This is a genomic window from Corallococcus sp. bb12-1 (assembly GCF_026626765.1).
Classification (GTDB): Bacteria; Myxococcota; Myxococcia; order Myxococcales; family Myxococcaceae; genus Corallococcus; species Corallococcus terminator.
Genome location: NZ_JAPNJZ010000018.1, coordinates 616,282 through 637,742, shown reverse-complemented (window position 1 = coordinate 637,742; position 21,461 = coordinate 616,282). Strand labels below are relative to the sequence as shown.

The 21,461-nt window shown below is 67.1% G+C and carries 17 protein-coding genes; 6 read left to right on the top strand and 11 right to left on the bottom strand.

The features are described from left to right. Nucleotides 1-66: 66 nt before the first annotated feature. The gene (locus OV208_RS23340) at nucleotides 67-855 is read left to right on the top strand and encodes a TSUP family transporter (RefSeq protein ID WP_267576088.1); all 789 of its coding nucleotides are present in this window, start codon (nucleotides 67-69) and stop codon (nucleotides 853-855) included. An 18-nt stretch (nucleotides 856-873) separates the two neighbouring features. Here OV208_RS23340 and OV208_RS23335 read toward each other — a convergent pair whose 3' ends face one another. The 7 genes from OV208_RS23335 to OV208_RS23305 form a co-directional block, all read right to left on the bottom strand. Beyond that, nucleotides 874-1,395 carry a YfbM family protein gene (locus OV208_RS23335; protein ID WP_267576087.1) on the bottom strand — a complete coding sequence of 174 codons (522 nt, stop codon included), beginning with the start codon at nucleotides 1,393-1,395 and terminating at the stop codon, nucleotides 874-876. A gap of 46 nt (nucleotides 1,396-1,441) precedes the next feature. After that, nucleotides 1,442-1,951 carry a biotin/lipoyl-containing protein gene (locus tag OV208_RS41250; RefSeq protein ID WP_324291403.1) on the bottom strand — a complete coding sequence of 170 codons (510 nt, stop codon included), beginning with the start codon at nucleotides 1,949-1,951 and terminating at the stop codon, nucleotides 1,442-1,444. Between the two features lie 44 nt (nucleotides 1,952-1,995). Beyond that, nucleotides 1,996-3,441 (bottom strand): hypothetical protein, encoded by a 1,446-nt coding sequence (locus tag OV208_RS23325; RefSeq protein ID WP_267576086.1) that lies wholly within the window; start codon nucleotides 3,439-3,441, stop codon nucleotides 1,996-1,998. Next, nucleotides 3,438-4,739: a ParA family protein gene (locus tag OV208_RS23320; protein ID WP_267576085.1), complete on the bottom strand. Its 1,302-nt coding sequence runs from the start codon at nucleotides 4,737-4,739 to the stop codon at nucleotides 3,438-3,440. Before OV208_RS23320 ends, OV208_RS23325 begins: the two co-directional genes overlap by 4 nt. An 83-nt stretch (nucleotides 4,740-4,822) precedes the next feature. Next, entirely contained in the window at nucleotides 4,823-6,334 is a 1,512-nt protein-coding gene (gene accC, locus OV208_RS23315; RefSeq protein WP_267576084.1) for an acetyl-CoA carboxylase biotin carboxylase subunit, read from the bottom strand. Between the two features lie 40 nt (nucleotides 6,335-6,374). Then, nucleotides 6,375-6,989, bottom strand: coding sequence for a hypothetical protein (locus OV208_RS23310; protein ID WP_267576083.1), 615 nt, complete (start codon nucleotides 6,987-6,989; stop codon nucleotides 6,375-6,377). Between the two features lie 116 nt (nucleotides 6,990-7,105). Continuing rightward, complete coding sequence (locus OV208_RS23305; RefSeq protein ID WP_267576082.1) at nucleotides 7,106-8,668, bottom strand: acyl-CoA carboxylase subunit beta; 1,563 nt, start codon at nucleotides 8,666-8,668, stop codon at nucleotides 7,106-7,108. A gap of 168 nt (nucleotides 8,669-8,836) precedes the next feature. On the opposite strand from OV208_RS23305, the gene OV208_RS23300 reads away from it, so the two are divergent. Both OV208_RS23300 and OV208_RS23295 read left to right on the top strand, forming a co-directional pair. Then, on the top strand, nucleotides 8,837-9,991 hold the full coding sequence (locus OV208_RS23300; RefSeq protein WP_267576081.1) for a site-2 protease family protein: 1,155 nt from the start codon (nucleotides 8,837-8,839) through the stop codon (nucleotides 9,989-9,991). 185 nt (nucleotides 9,992-10,176) lie between these two features. Further along, nucleotides 10,177-12,492 (top strand): PAS domain-containing protein, encoded by a 2,316-nt coding sequence (locus OV208_RS23295; protein WP_267576080.1) that lies wholly within the window; start codon nucleotides 10,177-10,179, stop codon nucleotides 12,490-12,492. Between the two features lie 64 nt (nucleotides 12,493-12,556). On the opposite strand, the gene OV208_RS23290 is transcribed toward OV208_RS23295, so the two are convergent. From OV208_RS23290 to OV208_RS23280, 3 genes are all read right to left on the bottom strand, one after another. Next, nucleotides 12,557-12,976 (bottom strand): hypothetical protein, encoded by a 420-nt coding sequence (locus OV208_RS23290; RefSeq protein ID WP_267576079.1) that lies wholly within the window; start codon nucleotides 12,974-12,976, stop codon nucleotides 12,557-12,559. A gap of 1,346 nt (nucleotides 12,977-14,322) precedes the next feature. Next, on the bottom strand, nucleotides 14,323-15,705 hold the full coding sequence (locus tag OV208_RS23285) for a hypothetical protein (protein WP_267576078.1): 1,383 nt from the start codon (nucleotides 15,703-15,705) through the stop codon (nucleotides 14,323-14,325). 77 nt (nucleotides 15,706-15,782) lie between these two features. Then, the gene (locus OV208_RS23280) at nucleotides 15,783-16,193 is read right to left on the bottom strand and encodes a hypothetical protein (RefSeq protein WP_267576077.1); all 411 of its coding nucleotides are present in this window, start codon (nucleotides 16,191-16,193) and stop codon (nucleotides 15,783-15,785) included. 455 nt (nucleotides 16,194-16,648) lie between these two features. Between OV208_RS23280 and OV208_RS23275 the strand changes: the two genes are divergently transcribed. The 3 genes from OV208_RS23275 (at nucleotide 16,649) to OV208_RS23265 (ending at nucleotide 20,025) form a co-directional block, all read left to right on the top strand. Next, the gene (locus OV208_RS23275; RefSeq protein ID WP_267576076.1) at nucleotides 16,649-17,644 is read left to right on the top strand and encodes a class I SAM-dependent methyltransferase; all 996 of its coding nucleotides are present in this window, start codon (nucleotides 16,649-16,651) and stop codon (nucleotides 17,642-17,644) included. Between the two features lie 91 nt (nucleotides 17,645-17,735). Next, nucleotides 17,736-18,539, top strand: coding sequence for a hypothetical protein (locus OV208_RS23270; protein ID WP_267576075.1), 804 nt, complete (start codon nucleotides 17,736-17,738; stop codon nucleotides 18,537-18,539). Nucleotides 18,540-18,594: 55 nt separating this feature from the next. Further along, nucleotides 18,595-20,025 (top strand): WS/DGAT/MGAT family O-acyltransferase, encoded by a 1,431-nt coding sequence (locus OV208_RS23265; RefSeq protein WP_267576074.1) that lies wholly within the window; start codon nucleotides 18,595-18,597, stop codon nucleotides 20,023-20,025. Nucleotides 20,026-20,028: 3 nt separating this feature from the next. Here OV208_RS23265 and OV208_RS23260 read toward each other — a convergent pair whose 3' ends face one another. Continuing rightward, on the bottom strand, nucleotides 20,029-21,372 hold the full coding sequence (locus OV208_RS23260) for an FAD-binding oxidoreductase (RefSeq protein ID WP_267576073.1): 1,344 nt from the start codon (nucleotides 21,370-21,372) through the stop codon (nucleotides 20,029-20,031). Between the last annotated feature and the right edge of the window lie 89 nt (nucleotides 21,373-21,461).

The window sequence follows — 21,461 nt, the reverse complement described above, 5'->3', positions numbered from 1 at the left end:
AACCGGCCAGGACGGCCTGTCGCGGGGGTGATAAGCGGGCGCCACCCGCTGGGAGGCGGGCCTCACGTGGACCTGGATGTCGGCGCGTTGACGCTCCTGCTGCTCTGTCTGGCCGCGTTGAGCGCGGGCTTCGTGGATGCCATCGCGGGAGGCGGCGGGCTCATCACGCTGCCGGCGCTGCTGACGGCGGGCTTTCCCGCGCACATCGCGCTGGGCACCAACAAGGGGCAGTCCGTGTTCGGTTCGGGCGCCGCGCTGGTGCGCTTCGCCCGCGCGGGGCTCGTGGACAAGAAGCTCGCGAAGGCGACGTTCCCCTTCGGCTTGATGGGTGCGTTCGGCGGGGCGGCGCTGGTGATGCTCTTGCGTCCGGAGGTGCTCAAGCCGCTGGTGCTGGTGCTGCTCATCGCGGTGGCGGTGTTCCTCGCCTTCCGTCGCACGCCGCCGAAGCGCGATGGAGTCGAGCCCTCACCCCGGCCGCGCGCGCAGGCGATTGGCGCGCTCATCGCGCTGGTCATCGGGACCTACGACGGCTTCTTCGGCCCGGGCACCGGCACGTTCCTCATCGTGGCCTTCTCGTCGTTGCTGGGTCACGGGCTGGCGAGGGCGTCCGCGGACGCGAAGGTGGTGAACTTCGCCTCCAACCTGGCGTCGGTGGCGCTCTTCGCGCTCAAGGGCGTGGTGCTGTGGAAGGTGGCGCTGCCCATGGCCGCGGCCCAGTTCACCGGCGCGTGGCTGGGCGCGCACGTGGCGGTGAAGGGCGGCGACAAGCTGGTGCGCATCGTCGTGCTGGGCGTGGTGGCCGCGCTGGTGCTCAAGCTGGGGCACGACGTGTGGGGCAACTGGACGGCGGCCTGAGGCCGTCCAGGCACGGCGTCAGCCGATGTGCACGAGCAACGCGTGGCCGCGCTTCGCCACCGCGGCGGTGAACTTCCGCAGCTCCACGAAGTAGGAGACGAGTTCCTCCAGCGGATCCACGTCCTCCGCCGGCTCCTCCTCCTCCCAGGTGCCGGGGTAGATGTCCTCCGCCTGGAGCCGCGCCGGGTCGAAGCGCTGGCGCAGCGTGTCCTCGGACACCGTCTTGAGCGCCTCCGCCAGGGCCTTCACGCCGGCCGCGTCGAACACGCGCGCGGTGCCTTCGTCGGACGGGATGTCGCCCACGTCCTCGCCGCCGCGCACCAGGAAGTCCAAGGGCGGGGTGCCTTCCCACGCCGTGTCGGTGAGCAGGAACTGGAGGCCGTGCCACGCCTCGCCGATGTCCAGCTCCAGGAACGCCGCGCCCTTCGCGTCGTCGAAGTCCTCCTCATCTTCCAGGAAGGACTCCAGCCGGGTGGGGGCCTCGCGCAGGGACTGGAGCTGCGTCTCGGTGGCGCTGCGCAGCGTGCAGAGCATGTTCATGGGGCTCGACCTCGGGGGCTGCGCGAAGCAAAGGGAAACGGGTGGGTTACTCCACCACGACGAGCTTCGCGTTGTTCTCCACGGCGGTGCCTTCCTTGGCGAACACCTCCGTCACCTTGCCGGCCTTGGGGCTCTTGAGCTCGTTCTCCATCTTCATGGCCTCCACGACCACGAGCCCCTGGCCTTCGGTGACTTCATCACCGACCTTGACCAGCACCTTCACGACCTTCCCGGGCATGGGCGCCAGGATGGTCTGCTTGCCTTCGACGGAGAAGCTGCCGGCCGCGGCGCGCATCCGCAGCTTGCGCTCGTCCGCCACGTCCACGCGGTTCACCTGCCCGCGCACCAGGGTGCCAATCTCGTCGCCGTTCTCCTCGAACTCGACGTTGTACGACTGGCCGTCCACCAGCAGCGACAGCGTGCCGTGCTCCACGGACAGCGCGTCCACCTGGAATGTCTTGCCGTTCAACGTGAGCTGGTAGCGGTCCTGGCCCAGGGACTCCAGGTCCACCGCCACCGCTTCCTTCTGGCCCTGCTGCTTCGTGAAGTAACGCATGGGGTATTTCCTAATAGCCAATTAGAACTGGCCAGTTGGCAAGGCTAACGCACCGGCTTGATTCCGCCTCTCCGACCCAAGCCGAAACCAACACGATAGACATCAGGGATGTTAATTCGCCCGTCTGGCATTTCTTGAAACAGGCCTAGCTCCACCAAATCTCGGCGCAACCCGGTAATGCCGGAAGCCAGTCGCTTAGGAGGGAGCCCATCTCCATGCTCAAGCGTTTCAACGATGTCAGATGCGTTCCATCTCTCCGCGATCTCGGAAAACTTGCACGGAATGACGAGCCCATGAAGGGGCTCCATGATGTGTGCGACCCATGGAAAGTCTTCCTTAACTTCGTCTACGCGAATCTGAGATGCGGTCTGAACACCTCGCTTAATGGCGTCGTAATGTAGCGCATGGTCAGGGCTGATATGCTGTTCATCCTCAGCCGCAGTGCGCAATGCGGACAAAAAGCTTCGCGGACTGACTTGGCCAAGCGCATCGGCGAGATGGTTTGGTAGCCATTTGTAGGGCAAACCTCGACGTGCGTCTCTTCCCATCCATGGCCCTGTTATTTGGTGGAATAGTTCGAACTGGGTTTCTTCGTCACTTCTTAAAAGATCCGGAATTCGCCAAACGTCGGCAACGCGCTTCCACGGCTGAAGGATGACGCTTTGGCTGGATTGGCGAAAGTGGCTGCCGTAGTTGGGTTCGTTGCCAAGATACTGCCAAAGTAGACTATAGAGGTCGAGCGGTTGCCACTTGAGGTCGGCTGCATTGGCGGTTACCTTGGATGCATCTGGAAACCCCGTGACAGCCGCCTCGAGCATGTCCGGTCGCACAAATGCCTTTGCTCGCAACGATGTATAAGAACGAAACTCCAATAGGGTGGCTAGAAGTCCTGATAAAAGATTGCGTTGCGCATCCCAAGTGTCCGCTACCCTGTCTAGTGCGTCGAATAAGACGAGATGACGCAGTCCCTTTTTTGCCAGGTGCGCATCGTACTCTGAAAAGCGAATTGCCACTTCCTCTGGGTTTGAGTTGATCCAGGCGACGCGAGAAACCCAAGTTTTCTTTTTGGAAAGGTCGCTTTGTGCAGCCCAAGTGTGCCAAGCAATAATTGTCTGCCAGCAGATATCCGCCGAGCATCCTGTATCTAGTATTTGCTTGAGGACTCGCTTGTCTGGATAGTCTGCGGGGCTTGGGGTGATGCCGAATCCGGCACTGGTTCTTGTGCTTTCGTCCACTTCAACTTGAGGCAATGCCGCCGCAATTACCTTGCGGTGTTCGGCAGACTGTAGCGCAGACCACCAAACGCTTTTCCCGGAGCCGCGGATTCCTCGAACCAGGACGTTGTCGGGATGAAGCGCGTGCGCATGCCGGCGAGGAACATAGAAATACTTGGGATCAGGCGGTTTGCCGTAATTGGAGGCATCTATTGGGAGTGATTCATGTATTGCAGTCCGGAGAGCGTCACGCTCAAAGTTGGAATCATCGCTCATGGAAGGGCCTTTCCAAAAACAAGCTGGTTGGCCGCCGTAAAGAACTCTCCATATGCTGATTCGAGTTGGTTCGGACTAATGGCGTTTGGTTGCCGCACCGGATCGAATTGCTGCAGAGCCCGGCTCCAGTTGATCCGGAGCGGGTAGTGAGGCGCATCTGGCACATTTAGGTCGAAATTGAAGGCGGTTAAATCTGTTGCGTCCGCCTCTTCGTAGAGATTGTCCTGAAAGAGTTTGTAGGCGTTTATGTTGAAGTCTTCGAGGTACCGCTGGGTTTCAGTCTCAGGTACTTGTGCTGCGACGATTTTGAGGTTGTCTCGGAATTCGCGTGCTCGATTCTGGTGGTTTCTCCAGCTCGAGAACATTGTGTTGTACCCATCCCATGTTTGGGACGTGTTGATTGCGAAAAGGAAGCAGAGTGCATTCAGTCGAGTGATACAGGCCGCCGCAATGTCGTGCAGTCCAGCGCGACTGTCGATGAGTGTGACATCCGGCTTGAATTCGGCTTCAAGCTTTTTGATGAACAAATCAAGTCTGGAGGCGAAATCCAAGCCGTTGATATCTCTGTAGGTACGCGAGAGCTTGGGGAGGTAGAGATATCCATCTCGTGCTCGGCCTCCGGCGGTTACGATGCGTATGTCGCCGTCAGTGTCGTTGGCCAAAGGACTCTTGACGATCAATTCTCGAATGAAACGCGCATCTGCTTGGCCTACTGCATCTTCCACGAACCAGTCGACTACTCCAAAGTCAGGGTTCTTATCGGTATGCAGGAGAGTACTGCTTAGTCCCGGCGACTCTAGATCAAGGTCTATAATGAGGACACGCTTGTTGCGGCTAGCGAGATGCCAAGCCCATGCGCCTGTTGCGGAAGAGCGGCCGACGCCACCTTTAATTCCGAAGAATGTTACTCTCCGTGCGTCTGAGCTGACGAGCGGCTCTTTTGTCCAGTTAGCCCCCATCGGAAAGCGCTCGAGCAACTTTAGGGATGGGGTGAGTTGTAGACAGTCTTGATCAAGGAAGATTTCGTCAGGCTTCAGCCGTGATGACGCGAGAACAATTGCGTCCCCGCCCATTCGAAATTCGCCGATCGCACTGTTGAGGTGTTCTGAAAATTCCTGAATTAGCTGCTTTGACGGAGAAGGACGCTGTCGATCATCAATGACAATATGAATCCTTCCATAGTCATCACGGACCAATATGAGTTGAAAATTATGCTGTTCGATGAATTGGGCCGCAATGGTGACGGCTTGTGTCAGTGCATCGTCGAACCTAATGCGGTTAGGTTTAGAGGAAGTCATAGGGTGACTCACAATTTTAGAGGAAGTCATAGGGTGACTCACAATCTATTTGCATTATTGGAGGTGAACAGAACGAGGAGTTTCTAGCGGCGGCGGCTCTTCAACGCCAGACGCCACGGGCTGATGCGGCCGTTGCCACCGCCCGCGCCCGCAGGCAGCGTCTTCGCGCGCTTCTGGTCGCGCTGGAAGGCGTGGAGCGTGCTGGCGAGCAGCGCCACCTCGCTCAAGCCGGTGTCCTCGCTGCCCAACAGCGCAGTGTGCTCGCGCGTGAGGAAGCTGGTGTCGTAGTCGCCGCCCACGAACTCCGGGTGCGACAGGATGCCGTGCAGGTAGCGGATGTTGGTGGTGATGCCCTTCACCACGTACTCGGACAGCGCGCGCTTCGCCCGGGCGATGGCCACTTCCCGCGTGGGCCCCCACACGGACAGCTTGGAGATCATCGGGTCGTAGAAGTTGGGCACCGTGAAGCCCGCGAACACGCCCGAGTCATCCCGCACGTTCGGCCCGCCCGGCACGCGCAGGGACGTAATCTTGCCGGGGCTGGGCATGAAGTTGCGCGCGGGGTCCTCCGCGTACACGCGCACTTCAATCGCGTGGCCGCGCGGCTCCGGCGCTTCGAACAGGGGCAACTTCTCCCCTTCTGCGGCGCGGATCTGCATGGCGACCAGGTCCAGACCCGTCACCCACTCCGTCACCGGGTGCTCCACCTGGAGGCGGGTGTTCATCTCCAGGAAGTAGAAGTTGCGGTGCACGTCGACGAGGAACTCCACCGTCCCGGCGCCCACGTAGTTGACGGCCTTGGCCGCCTTCACCGCGACCTCGCCCATCTTCGCGCGCAGCTCCGGCGTGAGGATGGGGCTGGGCGTCTCCTCCACCACCTTCTGGTGACGGCGCTGCGCGGAGCACTCGCGCTCGTTCAGGTGGATGGTGTTGCCGTACTGGTCGGCGAAGACCTGGATCTCCACGTGGTGGGGCTTCTCCAGGTACTTCTCGATGTAGACCGAGTCGTTGCCGAAGGAGCTCATCGCTTCGCTCTTGGCGGATCTCCACGCGGAGTCGAAGTCGTGCAGGCCCTCCACCCGGCGCATGCCCTTGCCACCGCCGCCGCCGGCGGCCTTGAGCATGATGGGGAAGCCGATCTTCTGCGCGTACTCGCGCGCTTCCTCGGGCGTCTGGATGGGTTCGGTGGAGCCCGGGACGACGGGCACGCCGGCCTTGATCATGTTGGCGCGCGCGCGGGTCTTCTCGCCCATGGCGTCCATGGCGGCGGCGGGCGGCCCGATGAAGGTGATGCCGGCCTTCTCGCAGGCGCGCACGAAGGTCGCGTTCTCGGAGAGGAAGCCGTAGCCGGGGTGGATGGCGTCCGCGCCGGACAGCTTCGCGACCTCCAGGATCTTCTCCTGGACCAGATAGCTCTCACGCGAGGGCGGGGGACCGACGAGGAAGGCCTGGTCGGCGGTGCGCACGTGGAGCGCGGAGCGATCTGCCTCGGAGTACACGGCCACCGTGGCGATGCCGAGTTCCTTGCAGGTGCGCATTACCCGGATGGCGATCTCGCCGCGGTTGGCGACGAGCACTTTGCGGATTTTGGGCATGTGCGCCCCTGTACCATGGGGCGCCCCTGTTTGCCCGCCCCTACTTGCGCAGGTTCAGGTACTGGTCCATCAGCTGCTTCGCCTGGGCGAGCTTCGCTTCCACGAAGCGGTCGTCCTCGTCCGGCTCCGGGGGCTGGGGCGGGTGGGCGGGGGCCTCCACCGCCTTGCCGTCCGGGCCGAAGTCCACCGCCGCGGCCAGCAGGTTGCGCGCCGCGTTCCCGCTGAAGAGCCGGGCCAGGGTGGTGGTCTCCACGTCCAGCCAGCGCGCGGCCTGCCGGAGGACGTCCAGGTACTCGCCCTCCATGGCCTTGGGCGGCCGGCTGGGGGCGGCCATGCAGACGCGGGCGTAGCTGTGCTCGCGGTCCACGTACATGCCCATGGAGCGGTCGCGGAAGTCCTTGGACAGGGCCTGCGTCATCGCGTCCAGGTGCTCCTCGGGGGAGGACACCTTTCCGGACACCTTGCCGGACACGAGCGGAATCTCCGCCACGTGCCAGCCGCCGTCGGCGAGCGCGTCCGGCCGGGCCTCCACCCACTTCACTTCCGGAGTGGGCAGGTCCAGGCCCTCGCACACGCCCTTGAGCGTCTGACGCAGGGCGGTGAGGTTACCTTCGACGTCGGAGAGGAAGAGGACAAGGCGTCGCTGCTGGGACACGCGGGGGGCTCCTTGGGTGGCCCGGTGAAAGCCCCGGCGTTACCCGAGAATTTCCAGAAGTGTCCATGCTCGCCTGCCCACCGGGCGGAGGAGGGCGGGCGAGCACGGTCCGGGACTCAGAGCGGGATGTTGCCGTGCTTGCGCGGCGGGTTGTCCTGGCGCTTGTCCTTGAGCATCTCCAGGGCGCGGATGACCTTGGCGCGGGTCTCCTCCGGGCGGATGACCTCGTCCACGTAGCCCAGCTCCGCGGCCTTGAACGGGTTGGCGAACTTCTCGCGGTAGTCGTCCGTGAGCTTCTTGCGCTCCGCGTTGGCGTCCGGGGCCTTCTGCAGTTCGCCGCGGAAGATGATGTTCACCGCGCCCTCCGGCCCCATCACCGCGATTTCGGCGGTGGGCCAGGCGTAGTTGATGTCCGCGCGGATGTGCTTGGACGCCATCACGTCGTACGCGCCGCCGTAGGCCTTGCGGGTGATGAGCGTGATTTTGGGGACGGTGGCTTCCGCGTACGCGTAGAGCAGCTTGGCGCCGTGGGTGATGATGCCGCCCCACTCCTGGTCGGTGCCGGGCAGGAAGCCGGGCACGTCCACCAGGGTGATCAAGGGGACGTTGAAGCAGTCGCAGAAGCGCACGAAGCGCGCGGCCTTCACGCTGGCGTCGATGTCCAGGCAGCCGGCGAGGATGGCGGGCTGGTTGGCGACGATGCCCACGCTGCGGCCGTTCATGCGCGCGAAGCCGATGACGATGTTCTTGGCGAAGTGTTCCTGCACTTCGAAGAAGTGCTTGCTGTCCACGACGGCGCGGACAATCTCCTTCACGTCGTAGGGCTTGTTCGGGTTCGCCGGAACCAGCGTCTTGAGCGACTCCTCGGCGCGGAACGCGTCGTCGTCACACGGCTGCGCGGGCGGGTCCTCCTGGTTGTTGGAGGGCAGGTACGAGAGCAGCTCGCGCGTCATCGCGATGGCGGCCTGTTCGTTCTCCGCGGCGAAGTGGGCCACGCCGGACTTCTGGTTGTGCGTGAGCGCACCGCCCAGGGCCTCCTTGGTGACCTCCTCGTGCGTCACCGTCTTGATGACGTCCGGGCCGGTGATGAACATGTACGACGTGTCCTTCACCATCATGATGAAGTCGGTGATGGCGGGCGAGTACACCGCGCCGCCCGCGCACGGCCCCAGGATGAGCGAAATCTGCGGCACCACGCCCGACGCCAGCGTGTTGCGCAGGAAGATGTCCGCGTAGCCCGCGAGGCTCTCCACTCCTTCCTGGATGCGCGCGCCGCCGGAGTCGTTCAGGCCGATGACGGGCGCGCCCACGCGGGTGGCCAGGTCCATGATCTTGCAGATCTTCTGCGCGTAGGCGCCCGACAGCGAGCCGCCGAACACGGTGAAGTCCTGCGCGAAGACGAAGATCTGCCGGCCTTCCACGGTGCCGTATCCGGTGACGACGCCGTCGCCGAGGATCTTCTTGTCGCCCATGCCGAAGTCGTGGCTGCGGTGGGTGACGAACTTGTCCAACTCGCTGAAGGAGCCGGGGTCCAGGAGCAGGTCGATGCGCTCGCGGGCCGTGAGCTTGCCGGCCTCGTGCTGCTTGGCGATGCGGTCGGCACCGCCGCCCTGCTCGGCCTGCTTCTCCATCTGCTGGAGCCGTGCGCGGAGAGGATCCTTCTCGGGGGTCGCGTCCATGACCGGCGGCTCTAACACGATTGCAGGGGCGGTCGCAGCGCTTCCCTTGCTCCCAAAGGGACGGGCGGACAGGCGGGCATTTCGTGCAGCGGAAGGGGGTGGGATGGATGTTCAGGATTTCCGACACCGTGTCCTTCGCCGGGGCGCGCGGGGGAGCGGGGAGGCGACATGCACGCGAGGCCAGGAGCACTCCAGGTGGGTTCGTTCCGGGGCGTCCCCATCCGCGTCCACTTCACGCTGCTGCTGGCGCTGCCGCTGCTGGCCTTCTCGTTCGGAGCGGCGTTCCAGCAGGCCGCCAGCGCCGCGGAGGTGGCCCCGGAATCCCTGGGCGGCCACCCGCTGCTCTGGGGCCTGGGCGTGGCGGTGGGCCTCTTCGTGTCGGTCCTCCTTCACGAAATGGCGCATACGTCTTATGCGCTGCGTCATGGCGGGGAGGTGCACGGCATCACGCTGATGATTGTCGGGGGCGTGTCGGAGCTGGCGGAGGTGCCGAAGCGGCCGCGCGACGAGGCGCTGATGGCGCTGGTGGGGCCGCTGACGAGCCTGGGGCTGGCGGTGGTGCTGGGGCTGGTGACGTGGCTGATGCATGGCCTGGGCGCGTTCCAGTGGCAGTTCGCCTGCTTCACGCTGGCGATGCTCAACCTGGTGCTGGGGTTGTTCAACCTGTTGCCGGCGTTCCCGATGGATGGGGGGCGCATCGTGCGGGCGGCGCTGACGCCCCGGTTGGGCGTGGTGAAGGCGACGCGGGTGGCGGCGGCGTTGGGCCGGGTGTTCGCGGTGCTGTTCGGCGTGTGGGGCGTGGTGACGTTCAACCCGTTCACGCTGGTGATTGCCTTCTTCGTGTTGATGGGCGCGGAGGCGGAGTCGAAGCAGGTGCGGATGCGGGTGGCGCTGGAGCGCGTGCAGGTGGGGACGTTGATGACGCCCCGGGTGGTGGGCGTGGACCTGGACCTGTCCATGATGGACGCGCAGTGGGCGCTGCGGCGCGAGCACGTGTCGGTGCTGCCGGTGACGAGCGGGGGGCGACCGGTGGGGCGCGTGACGTGGGCGGCGGTGCAGGCCTTGCCGGAGGAGCAGCGCGCCGGGTGCATCGTCCGGGATGCGATGGAGGACGGGGTGGTGGCGGAGCCGCACGAGGACGGGTGGACGGCGCTGCGGCGGATGGCGGAGGCGCGCGTGCCGCTGGTCGCGGTGGTGGATGAGGAGGGGCTGCTCGCGGGCACGCTGGGGTGGGAAGACCTCCAGCGCGGCATGACGCGGGCGGAGCAGGAGTCGGAGCGGACGGGCACTCGGCCGGGCTGGCGGCGCGAGCGTCCTGCGTGAGCGGCGCCGTGCCTCGCAGGGGCGGATCGTGGCGGCTGAAACGGTCGCCATGACCGTGCGTGGCGCGTAGGTTGTGGTGGAGATGACGCCCGCCGTCCATGGAGGAGCTGTCCGTCGCGTCAGGGACCTGGATGCCCGAGGAGGCTCCGCGTGCCGAGGCTGTTCGCTGCAATGGGGGAGGGGCCGTGAGTGAACTCGCGGCGCTGATTGACGCGGAGCGGGAGCCGCTGGTGCGGCGCTGGACCGAGCGACTCCAGGAACACCTGTCTCCTGAGACGCGCTCCGAGCCCGAGCTGCGCGACCGCATTCCGGAGGTGCTGCGCGAGTTCACCTCCTGTCTACGACAGGGCGCGGTCCCGGCGGCGAATCCGACCGCTCGGGAGCACGGGCGCCAGCGCCACCGCATCGGCTTCAACCTGGAGGTGCTCATCCACGAGTACGGCCTCCTGCGCGGGCTCATCCTGGACCTGGCGGAAGTGCATCGGCTGGCGGTGACGCTGCGCGAGGTGCGCGTCCTCTCCGACTTCTTCTCCGCCGCCATCACCGAAGCGGTGCTGGAGCATCAGCAGCGAGGTGAGGTGCTGGCGGAGAGCGAGGCGCGCCTGCGCGTCGTCGTGGAGGGGCTGGCCGCGGGCAGCTTCCGCCTGGACCTGGGCACTGGGGAAGGGGAGGCGGATCCCCGTTGCCGGGCCATCATCGGTCTGCCCGAGGACGCGCCCTTTACCTTCAAACAGTCCATCCAGACCTGTTACCCGGAGGACCTGCCGCGCTTCCTCCAGGCGTTCGAGGACGCCAAGGCGGGACGCAACGGCAGCCATTTCCAGGTCGAGCACCGGGTCCTGCCCTCGCCCCCGTTCCAGGACATCCGGTGGGTGGAAGCCCGGGGGCAGGTCCTCCCTGGCCCGGATGGGAACCCCGCGCGCGTCACGGGAACCGTCACCGACATCACCGTGCGCAAGCAGGCGGACGCGGAGCGCGAGAAGCTGCTGGCCGAGGTGGAGGCGGCGCGCAACCGGTTGCTCAGCCTCTTCGAGAACGCGCCCGCGTTCCTTGCCCTGTTGAACGGTCCCGAGCACGTGTACGAGGCCCTCAACCCGCCCTACCAGCATCACGTCGGCACCGAGCGCAAGCTGCTCGGCCTCACCGTCGCGCAGGCGCTGCCGGAGCTGGGGCCCCAGGGGTTCGTGAAGTTGCTGGATGAGGTCTACGCGACGGGCACGCCGCACATCGGGCGGGAGACCTTCGTGCGCTTCGACCGCACGGGCCAGGGCGTGCTGGAGGACGCGTACGTCGACTTCGTCTATCAACCGCTGCGGAACGCCCAGGGGCAGGTGGACGGCATCGTCGTCTTCGGCTTCGACATCACGGAGCCGGTGCAGGCACGACGTCGCGCGGAGGCCCTGGCGGAGAAGCTCCGGGCGAGTGAAGCCGAGCTGCGGCAGGTGACGGACGCGATCCCGCTCCTTGTTTCGCGGGTGACCGCGGATGAGCGCTACGGCTTCGCCAACAAGGCCTACGAGGATTGGTTCGGCTATACGCGGGAAGAACTGCTCGGGCGCCCCGTCCGGGGAATCATCGGGGAGGCGGCCTACGCGGTGCTGGGGCCCTACGTGCTGCGGGGGCTGGCGGGAGAAGGATTGTCCTTCGAGCAGCACGGTGTGCCCTATCGCCTGGGGGGCACCCGGGATGTGAGGGTGACGTTCAATCCCTACCGGAACGCGGAGGGAGAAGAGGATGGCTACGTCGCGCTCCTCCAGGACATCACGGTGCAGCGGCGGCTGGAGGTCGCGGTCAAGCGCCAGGCGGAGTTCGAGCAGCACCTGATTGGCATCGTGAGCCATGATTTGCGCAACCCGTTGTCGGCCATCCAACTGGGAGTCAGCGCCATGGCCCGGCGGGAGGACCTGGACGAGCGCAGCCGCAAGAGCGTGACGCGCATCCACAACGCGGCGGAGCGGGCCACGCGGATGGTGAAGGACCTGCTGGACTTCACGCAGGCGCGGCTGGGCGGAGGCATCCGCATCGAACGGCGGCAGGCGGACCTGCACGAACTGGCGCGCGGCGTGGTGGACGAGGTGGAAGCCGCCTACCCGCACCGAGAGCTGCGGGTGCGACGGTCGGGAGATGGCCGGGGCATGTGGGATCCGGACCGGCTGTCGCAGGTGGTGCAGAACCTGATCACCAACGCGCTCAAGTACAGCCTGGAGGACACGCCGGTCCGGGTGGAGACGCGAGCGGAAGGGGACGCGGTGGTGCTGTCGGTGCACAACCAGGGCGCGCCGATTCCGCCCGAGCGGCTGGGGGTCCTCTTCCAGCCGCTGCAACGGGGCACGGAGGACATCGACAAGGCGGGCCGCAGCGTGGGCCTGGGTCTCTACATCGTGCAGTCCATCGTGGAGGCCCATGCGGGCCACGTCGATGTCCAGTCCACCGTCGAAGCGGGCACCACGTTCACCGTGCGGCTGCCGAGGAGCGCGGCTCCCGGCATCAGCTCTGGCTGAAGCGCGAAGACCTGTGCGCCGAGCCTCACCTCGGAGCCGCTGGGCCCGTATCGTCAATCACGCTCTAGCCCGGCGGTGTGATGCCTGCTTCCGCTGCTACAGCGCGCGCATGGGCGATGCCCTGCATCCCTTCTCCACGCAGGTAGTGGCTCTTGCGGATGCGCTTTAGCATCCCCTCTACTTCTTCAAGCATGGCGAACGCCTGCCGGGCTCGTTCTGGGAAACGGGGCAATGATTGGACGAAGAGGCACGCCACATGGACCCGGTGGGTCATGTCCGCATAGCCAAGCCGTTGAATCCGGCGCAAGAGTGCGCCGAATTCGTCCCAGCCAGCCGTACTCGCGTATGCCTCCGTGATGATCTCTTGCAGGGTGATCCGTTGGATGTGGCGCCGTTCAGCGGGACTCTTCGCCTCCCGCATCAGTTCTTCCGCCTGCTCAAGCAACGCGCGCTTGTGCTCCGCGTAAGGCACCTTGGCCTTCATCAGCTTGACCGCGAGATCATCGCGTCGCGTCGCTACGCTCTGCCACCAATCCGCACGCGTGCTCCGCACACTCAACCCCCGGGGCAGGGATGCCCGTTGAACTCTGCTGGCCAGTGGCCCGTGCGCCTACAGATGCGCGAACAAGATTGGCACAGACTCTCCCCGTATACGCGGGGCTCCTTCATCCCCGCGAAATAGCCCGTACACCTGACGTAATGCTCTGTACAGCGCTCGCGCCACTGCTCGTATTTCTCCGGAGTGGTGGAGGGCGGAATGAACGGCTCCGGGTTTCCCTTGGGGTCGGGTTGGTTCTTGGGGTTGGGCTTTCGATTCGCAGAGGGCTCCTGCTCATGGGATGGCTGTGTCTGGGTCTTCGGCCTCGCACGCTCACGGGATGCACTCCGCTCGTATGCATCCCACGCCTCTTTGATGGCGTCTGCCACCACGACAACGCCAATGATGATCACCGCTCCAGCAATGATCTCCGGTGCCACAAAGACGCAGAGTCCCACCCCCACGGCCGCCGCACCCGCGGAGGCGACAGCGCATCTTCCTGTGACATCACGAAACTTGACCCTGTCGCGTTAGAGAGCGCGATAGCACCTCTCCGCCAGGACAGGCCATTCGTTGGAGGCTTCTCGCACCACGCAATGCCCGTCATCCGTCCAGGGGTACTGCGCAGCCCGCTGAAGGTTGGCGAATCGCGGATTCGGGGCCTCCAACTCTCCGAGGCTCGGCTCTGTTGTTGCGCAGGCCGAGAGCAGAAGCAGGAGTGCGCTGCAATATCGGAAGCGCATGGCCACGTCCTTTCGAGCAAGCGAGGTGCTGCGGGGCAAGGCTGCGCGGGTTCTCCGCGAGAGTGTGTACCAGCACGCCCCGACACGAGCGCAGGTGGAGCGGGCCAGTATGGCAGCCATCGTCGCGGCCCTTGGCTCGGGCCGTGGAGCCCTCGCGCGCCCAGGCTCACCTGCGGGGCCCGTGGATCCGCCGCGCGTCGAGCATTCCCTCAGGGCCTACGGATCCGGCCGGTGCGCGGCGGATCATCCCCCGCACCTCGAATCACCTCGGGGCGTGTGGAGTCCGCCAGGGCGCAGCAGCCACCCGCACCGAGCCGCCTTGGACCGTCACGGGAGGGAGCCGATGACTCGCATCCGCCAGGCGCACAAGGATGTAGTTGGTTGGTGAAATGAGCGACTGGTCGGTGAACAGCCGCTCATTTCATCGTGCGTGAGCACGTGTTCGGAAACTACCTGTCCGATTTTCGCGCCCGGAGGCCAATATTCCAGGGGTGGGATCGTCTCTCATGCTCAGGTGAGTTGCGAGCAGGTTCTTGGTGTCAGCCTTTTTCAGGGCTTCTCCGGCAGCGTCCAGTTCACCGAGAACCGGTGTGAGCCATTGGGCGCGCTGTCCAGCCACCCCGTGATGCGCTCGCTCTTGGCGAGCAGCGGGCCCAGCTCCGTGCTCGCTCCGAAGAAGGCCGCCAGGGTCTCATCCCCCATGACGTCCATCAGCGACACCTGCGACAGGCCTCGCGCCAGCTTCTTCGGATCCAGCGTGAACTCCACCGCCCTTCCCAGCGGCGCGCCCTTCTCCGGCAGCGACGTCATCACCGTCTGCGTCACCGTCGAATCATTGCCCACCACCAGGTGCTTGCCCTTGAGCCGCACGTAGATGCGGCCTCCCTTCGCCTCCAGCATGTAGCCGTCTTCCAGCACCTTCGCGCCCGGAAGCTGCGTCAGCGGGGCCAGCGCGGCCTTCACCGCCGCCGCGTCCAGCACCTCCGCCGCCAGCGCCTGCTTCGCGGCGAAGAACCGCACCTCCGGCTTGCGCAGCGAGCCCTTTACCTGCACCGAGTCCACCGCGAACAACATGTTCCCGGTGAGCTGCTTCGCCAGCGCGTCCGTCACGCCCTTCACCTGGGCTTCATCGCAGTCGGGGCACACCGTCCGCGCCACGCTCCGCATCGACCCCGTCGCCTGCGCCACGCCCGTGGGCGCCACCTGCGCTCGGGAGAACAGCAGGCCCGTGGGCGCCATCGCGCCGTAGGGGCTCGTGCCCTGGGACTGGAAGGGCGGCAGCGGCAGCTTCGTCGCCGTGCCCTCCACCTTCAGCCCGTTGGCCGTGCCGTCCAGGCCCACCACGCCCTGCTGCGTGGCCACGTACAGCACGCCCGGCACCGCGCCCATCCGCGCATCCGCAGCCGGCGCCTTCGTGACGAGCTTCGTGGCTTCCTTGCGCAGGGCTTCATCCGCGTCCGCGCTCACGAAGGCACACGCCTCCTGGCCCTTGATGACATAGCCCGCGTAGCCGCCCAGGCCCGTGGGCGCGCGCAGCGTCGTCACGCCCTTCACCGTGCCCGCCTTCACGTCGCCGTTGCGCGCGAGCACGTTCGCGGACGCGTCCTGGAACGCCTTCGGGTCCTTCACCCGCGTGCACGACAGGCGGCCGTCCTGCCGGATGGACACGGACAGCGGCCCCGTCGCGTCGATGCCCAGCGCATCCAGCGAATCCGGCCGCGTCGGGTCCAGTATCAGGAACGGGTGCAGCTCCCCCTGCCACGACGTGGGGTTGAGCATCTGCGAGGACGCCCCCGCCCGCGTCATGAACGCGGTCAGCCCCTGGAGCTGGTCGAACCGGGGAACGTGGAGGACCGTCACCGTGGAGGCGGCGACGCGGGGCGCGGGTGCGGGTGCGGCCGCCAGGGTGGCGGCAAGGGCGAGGGCGAGCATCCCCCCAAGTGAGAGCACCCCACCGCCCCTGTCAAGGCACTCCCACCCCGGACGCCCACCACCAACGCCTGGATGCTCTAGAGGCGTCCCGCGTTGGCCCAGTCAATCATCCGCTCCGCCAGCTCCTCCGCGTTGCGACGCAGGTAGGCAAGCTGCAACACCTCGTCGTCCGTGGTCGCCTGCGCCATCCGGACCCGCAGGCCGTCCGCGAAGCGCACCACCTGCCCGATGCTCAGGGCACCCCGGTCCTCCAGGGTCCCCGCGAAGCGCGCCACGTCCGCTTCCACCGTGAAGCCCTCCGCCAGCAGCGTCTCCACCAGCGCCGGCCGCGCCACCTGGTGCTCGTGGTCGCGCGGGTCCTGGAGCTGCCGCCGCCAGGGCTGCGCCTCCCACCGCTCACGGGCCGAGTCCCCTTCGGTCTCCCGCTCCCCCTCGACCGGGTTCGACCGCAGGTCCTGCGCCCGCTGCGACTCAATGGCTCGGATCATCAGTGCCCCCTCTCCACCACGGGGTCCGTCTACTGGCATGACCGACATCGGGCCTCCGTTCCGCGAGCCGTTCTCGCGGGCTGGGGGACTCAACAAGGAAAACGCTTGAGCCCCGATTTCTTGATGGCCCTGGAGGGGTGAGGGAAGTGCCAGTCGTGGACACCCCATCCGCTGGGAAAAAGCCTCTCGGGGACTTGGATTCCGAGGGGTTGGGCGGGGGCTGTCAGGTCGTTCCAGGGTCATCCTCTACTCTTGTCGGGACCGGCATTTCCTGGATCGCGGGGGCACACCGCCAGTGAGGACAGGTCGGTTGTTCAGGGTGGGACAGAGGTCTGCCCCCAGGGCCGATGGGCCGGGTGGGCGAACTCCAGCATCGTGCGGAGTCCTGGTCTTCGGGGACAAGGTCGTCGCGCCCATGTCCCTGGAACCGTCACAGGCCTTCCGGGGGGATTGCCATGCTGAACCTGCTCGACCTGCCTCGTCAGGCGTTGATGGACCTGCGCTCGCGTATCAGCCACCTGCCGCTCGTCTCCCACCTCCACCGCCGGCATGCGCCGGACAGCCTCACGCTGTCGAGCCCGACGCCGCAGGACTCGGTGCTGGCGGATTCGCAGCGGGTGGAGGCCTGGCGCCGCGCGGTGGAGCGCTACGTGCGCCCGAACCATGTGGTGGTGGACGTGAAGGCCGGCACGGGCCTGCGCACCTTCCTCGCCGCGCACCAGCGCCCGCGCCGGCAGTACGCGGTGGACGACTCGCGCCTGCTGGACACCGCGCAGTGGGTGGCGCGCCGCAACGGGCTGGAGCACATCAACTTCGTGCGGGAGTCCACCTGGCGCTTCAAGCCCCAGGAGAAGGTGGACGTGCTGCTGCATGACCTGCTGGGAGATGCGCTGTTCGACGCGGGGCTGGTGCCCCGGATGTTGGACTTGCGCTCGCGCCTGCTCAAGCCCGGGGGCCGCATCCTCCCCAACCGCTTCGAGGTCTTCGTGGAGCCGGTGCAGCTTCGCGACGAGGCGTGCATGCCCTTCATCTGGACGCAGCAGTTGCCCCACGTGGACTTCCGCTGCCTCCAGTCGCTGCGCGAGGCGATGAGCCCGTCGTACTTCACGCGGCTGGTGCGCCCGTATGAGGTGGACCACCTCCTGTGTGAGCCGGAGGCCGCGTTCAGCTTCGACCTGGAGACGATGCGCGAGGCGGGCTTGCCCTCGCGTGTGCACATCCGTCGGCCGGTGGAGGAGGACGGCCGGGTGGATGGCTTCTGCCTGTTCTACAAGGTGGCCTTCGACTCCGAGCTGGACTTCTCCGTGTCCCCGATGCGCGAGCGCAACGCCACGGCGATGACGCTGCTGCGCGTGGAGCCGCGTGAGTTCAACCGCTACGAGACGCTGGACTTCGAGCTGGCGTTGCCCGACCCGGCCGATCCACGCACCTGGCGGTGGCAGTTCAACTGACGGCAGGGCGGGGCGTTGGAATGATGGCCGGTGGACAGGCGTCCTGCCTCCGGGTGTCGTCCGGGGTGGGACTGCCTAGCTTGCAGTACGCATGCGACCGTCCCGCCTCTTCGCCCTGCTCCTCGTCTTCAGTGCCGCGCTGCCCGCGGCGGCCCAGGCTCCTCGCACGGTGGCGGGGGTGTGTGGTCGCACCAACTGGGTCTGCGTGTCGGAGTGCATCGACGCGGAGTGCGTCGACAAGTGCATGCGGGAGGGCTGTGAGGATTCGCTCAAGCGGCTGAAGTCCTGCACCAGCAAGGCGGCCTGTGCGCCGGACGACACGCAGTGCGCGGCGAAGTCGTGCGGCCTCACCTGTGAGCGGGCCTTCGAACCCGCGCCGAAGAGCCCCGAGAAGCCGGTGGAGGATCCGTGTGAGGGGCCGAAGGCGCTCCAGGGCACGGCCGTGCCGGCGGAGCTGGTGGGCACGTGGGTGTTGTCCGCGGCGAGCCTTCCGGACGTCGAGCAGGGGAACGCGGACCGCATCGAGGTGCAGCCGCGTTCGGACTATGCGCGGTCGCTGCGGCTGACGCCGACGGGGTGCTTCGTGCTGCGTACCAGGCTGGATGACGCGACGCTCGGCCGGGGCAGCACGCTGGAGGTGCGGGCGTGGGGCAAGGTGGAGCTGTCAGGCAAGGACAAGCTCGCGCTGCGTGCGCAGGATGGACAGGCGGTGGGCCCGGTGTGCGGCAAGGAGCGCGTGGTGCCTCTGTCGAAGGGGAAGTTCAAGGGCGGGGACTACACGTACGCCATCGAGGAGAAGGACTCGCTCATCCTGACGGTGCCGGGCGCCACGCGGCAGACCTTCCAGTTCGAGCGTGAGAAGCCCCAGGCCCCGGAGCCGCCGCCCAAGCCGTGACGGTGTCGGGCGTTGGGCCTTGCTCCGGCGGGCGCGGGCGGGAGAGAAGGACGCCATGGCAGGCCGCGAGCGGATGGGGAGCATGGACGCGGCGTGGCTCCAGATGGAGGAGCCCGCGAACCTGATGATGATCACCGCGGTGCTGTGGTTCGACGGTCCCATGGATCGCGAGCGGCTGCGCACGGTGGTCCGCGAGCGATTGGTGGAGCGCTACCCGCGCTTCCGTCAGCGCGTGGTGCCGGGAGCGCTGGGCGCGCCGCACTGGGAGGACGCGACGGACTTCGACCTGGACGCGCACCTGTCCACGCTGCGCGTGCCGGCGACGGGAGGACGCGCGGCGCTGGAGGCGGTGGTCGGCGACTGGCTGGGCGTGCCGCTGGAGCGCTCCCGGCCGTTGTGGCACCTGCACCTGGTGAAGGGCGCGGCGCGCGGGGACGTGCTGCTGGCTCGGCTGCACCACTGCATGGCGGACGGCATCGCGCTCGCGCGGGTGTTGCTGACGCTCACGGATCCGGTGCGGGCGGGCACGGGGCCTGAGGATGCGGTTCGTGCGGAGGCTGTGCCGGCGCGTGACGACGCGGGCACTCCGGCGGATCCGGACTCCGACGGTTCGCTTCGTGGCTCGCGCGAGGAACGCCTGTCCGCCCCGGGGTGGATGCGGCTGGCCCGTGGGGCGCGGGCCGCGTTCCGCAAGGGCGTGGAGCTGGTGCAGGAGCCCATCCTCGCGGGCGACCTCGTGCTGGAGGGTGCGCGGGGCGCGGCGGCGCTGGGGAAGTTGCTCGTGATGCCTCCTGATCCGCGCTCCCCCCTGCGGGGACCCCTGGGCGCGCGGAAGCTCGCCGCGTGGTCGGAGCCGGTGGCCCTGGCGCGTGTGAAGGCCGTGGGGCAGACGCTCGGTGGCACCGTGAACGACGTGTTGCTCACGGCGGTGACGGGCGCGCTGCGGCGCTACCTCGCGTCGCGGGAGGCCCCGTTGGAGGACATGCACGCGCTGGTGCCGGTGAACCTGCGGCCCCTGGATGAACCCGTTCCGAGGGAGCTGGGCAACCGCTTCGGCGTGGTGTTCCTGCGGCTGCCCGTGCACCTGGAGGACCCTCGCCGCCGGCTTCGCGAGGTGTCGAAGCGGATGGAGGCCCTCAAGCGCTCGCCCGAGGCGGTGGTGACATCCGGCGCGCTGGAGCTGCTGGGGCGCACGCCCGCCGCGCTGGAGCGCGTCGTCGTGGATGTGATGGGGACCAAGGCGTCCCTCGTCGCCACCAACGTGCCCGGACCGCGCCAGCCGGTGTCCCTGGCGGGCGCGCGACTCGACGGGCTCACGTTCTGGGTGCCCCAGGCCGGCCACGTGGGCCTGGGGGTGAGTCTCTTCAGCTACGCCGGGCAGGTGACCCTGGGCGTGGCGTCGGATGCGTCGCGGGTGCCGGACCCGGGGGCCCTCGTCGCCGCGTTCCTGGAGGAGCTGGAAGCGCTGGCGACGGTGGCTCCCTGAGCGCTACTTCGTGCTCGCGAAGAGGCCGTGCGGGTCGAACTTGCCGCGGACCTCCGTGAGCTTCGTCCGCGTGTCCGCGGGCCAGCAGCTCTCGTAGTGCTCGGCCGAGCGGGGCTTGCCCATGAAGTTGATGGTCATCTCCGGCGACAGCCAGGACTTCAGGTCCGCGCGCATCCCTTCCTCGGCGGCGGGCATCGCCGTCTGGAACAGCGGCGGAATCGCTCCCACGACGCCCACCACGAAGTTGGCGCCGCGACCGCCGACGGCCGAACCGCCCGCGACGTCGCGCGAGGCCGCGGCCCCCAGGTGGCGCACCTCCACCATCAGGAACGGCGACTGCACGCCCGCGCCGACGTGGCGCAGCAGCGCGGACGCGAAGTCCTGATCCACGTGGGTGAGCATCACGCCGGCGGTCCAGGTGGGCATGGGGTCCGTGGGGTCGCTGTGGATGCGGGCGATCTGCGAGGCGGGCAGGTCCCCCAGCATGTCCATGTAGACCGGCGCCGCCGCGCGCAGGGGCGCCGCGAGCCGGGCACCCTCTTCGCTGCTGCCCGGGAACGCGAAGCGCACGGTGAGCAGCGTGCGGCCCCGGAGCGGAGGCGGAATGAAGTCGAACGGCGGGAAGCGCATGACGGCGGCGCTCGTGGAGACGCGCGCGTCGGCCCCCTCGGTCCACTTGACCCAGGCGCGCAGCCCCGCGTCGATGTGCTCCTCGGCGAAGAAGAGCGCGCCGCCGTAGAGCATGGCCAGGTCCACGAGGCGCAGCCGCACCTCGGTGACGATGCCGAAGCCGCCCTTGCCACCGCGCAGCGCCCAGAACAGGTCGGGGTTGTGCTCCGCGCTCGCCTCCACGCGCTCGCCTTCACCCGTGACGACCGTGAACCCGCTGACGTAGTCGGAGCTGATGCCGTGGCTGCGCACGAGCGGGCCAATACCGCCGCCCAGCACGTAGCCCACCACGCCGACGTTCGTGGACGAACCCGCGATGGGCGAAAGCCCGTGCTTCGCGGCCTCCTCCACCACGACGTCCCAGCGCGCGCCCGCGCCGATGGTCGCCGTGCGCGACGCGACGTCGATGCTCACCTGGTTCATCCGCCGCGTGGAGATGAAGACGCCGGAGGTGACGGGCACATAGGACCCGTGACCCGCGCCCTGCACCGTCACGCGCAGCTTGTTCTCGAGGGCGAAGCGCACCGCCTCCGCGACGTCCGAGGCGGACTGCGCGGCGACCACGTACTCCGGCGTGTGGACGATGGTGACGTTGAAGCCGGCGACCTCCGGCGCGTAGCCGGCATCCTGCGAATTGAAGACAGGGCAGCTCACACGGCTTGCGAGTGTCTGGGACATGGGATGGTGCTCCTTCTGTCGTCCAGCCGGTGTGCGGCTGGTGGGGGTTCGATTCCGGTCTCGTCGGGGGCGAGCGGGGCGGCAGCATA

Excerpts from the sequence above, each read along its gene's own strand:
- OV208_RS23335 (WP_267576087.1), bottom strand. The coding sequence starts at position 1,395 with ATGAACATGCTCTGCACGCTGCGCAGCGCCACCGAGACGCAGCTCCAG.
- OV208_RS41250 (WP_324291403.1), bottom strand. The coding sequence starts at position 1,951 with ATGCGTTACTTCACGAAGCAGCAGGGCCAGAAGGAAGCGGTGGCGGTG.
- OV208_RS23325 (WP_267576086.1), bottom strand. The coding sequence starts at position 3,441 with ATGAGCGATGATTCCAACTTTGAGCGTGACGCTCTCCGGACTGCAATA.
- OV208_RS23320 (WP_267576085.1), bottom strand. The coding sequence starts at position 4,739 with ATGACTTCCTCTAAACCTAACCGCATTAGGTTCGACGATGCACTGACA.
- accC (WP_267576084.1), bottom strand. The coding sequence starts at position 6,334 with ATGCCCAAAATCCGCAAAGTGCTCGTCGCCAACCGCGGCGAGATCGCC.
- OV208_RS23305 (WP_267576082.1), bottom strand. The coding sequence starts at position 8,668 with ATGGACGCGACCCCCGAGAAGGATCCTCTCCGCGCACGGCTCCAGCAG.
- OV208_RS23300 (WP_267576081.1), top strand. The coding sequence starts at position 8,837 with ATGCACGCGAGGCCAGGAGCACTCCAGGTGGGTTCGTTCCGGGGCGTC.
- OV208_RS23290 (WP_267576079.1), bottom strand. The coding sequence starts at position 12,976 with ATGAAGGCCAAGGTGCCTTACGCGGAGCACAAGCGCGCGTTGCTTGAG.
- OV208_RS23285 (WP_267576078.1), bottom strand. The coding sequence starts at position 15,705 with ATGCTCGCCCTCGCCCTTGCCGCCACCCTGGCGGCCGCACCCGCACCC.
- OV208_RS23280 (WP_267576077.1), bottom strand. The coding sequence starts at position 16,193 with ATGATCCGAGCCATTGAGTCGCAGCGGGCGCAGGACCTGCGGTCGAAC.
- OV208_RS23275 (WP_267576076.1), top strand. The coding sequence starts at position 16,649 with ATGCTGAACCTGCTCGACCTGCCTCGTCAGGCGTTGATGGACCTGCGC.
- OV208_RS23270 (WP_267576075.1), top strand. The coding sequence starts at position 17,736 with ATGCGACCGTCCCGCCTCTTCGCCCTGCTCCTCGTCTTCAGTGCCGCG.
- OV208_RS23265 (WP_267576074.1), top strand. The coding sequence starts at position 18,595 with ATGGCAGGCCGCGAGCGGATGGGGAGCATGGACGCGGCGTGGCTCCAG.
- OV208_RS23260 (WP_267576073.1), bottom strand. The coding sequence starts at position 21,372 with ATGTCCCAGACACTCGCAAGCCGTGTGAGCTGCCCTGTCTTCAATTCG.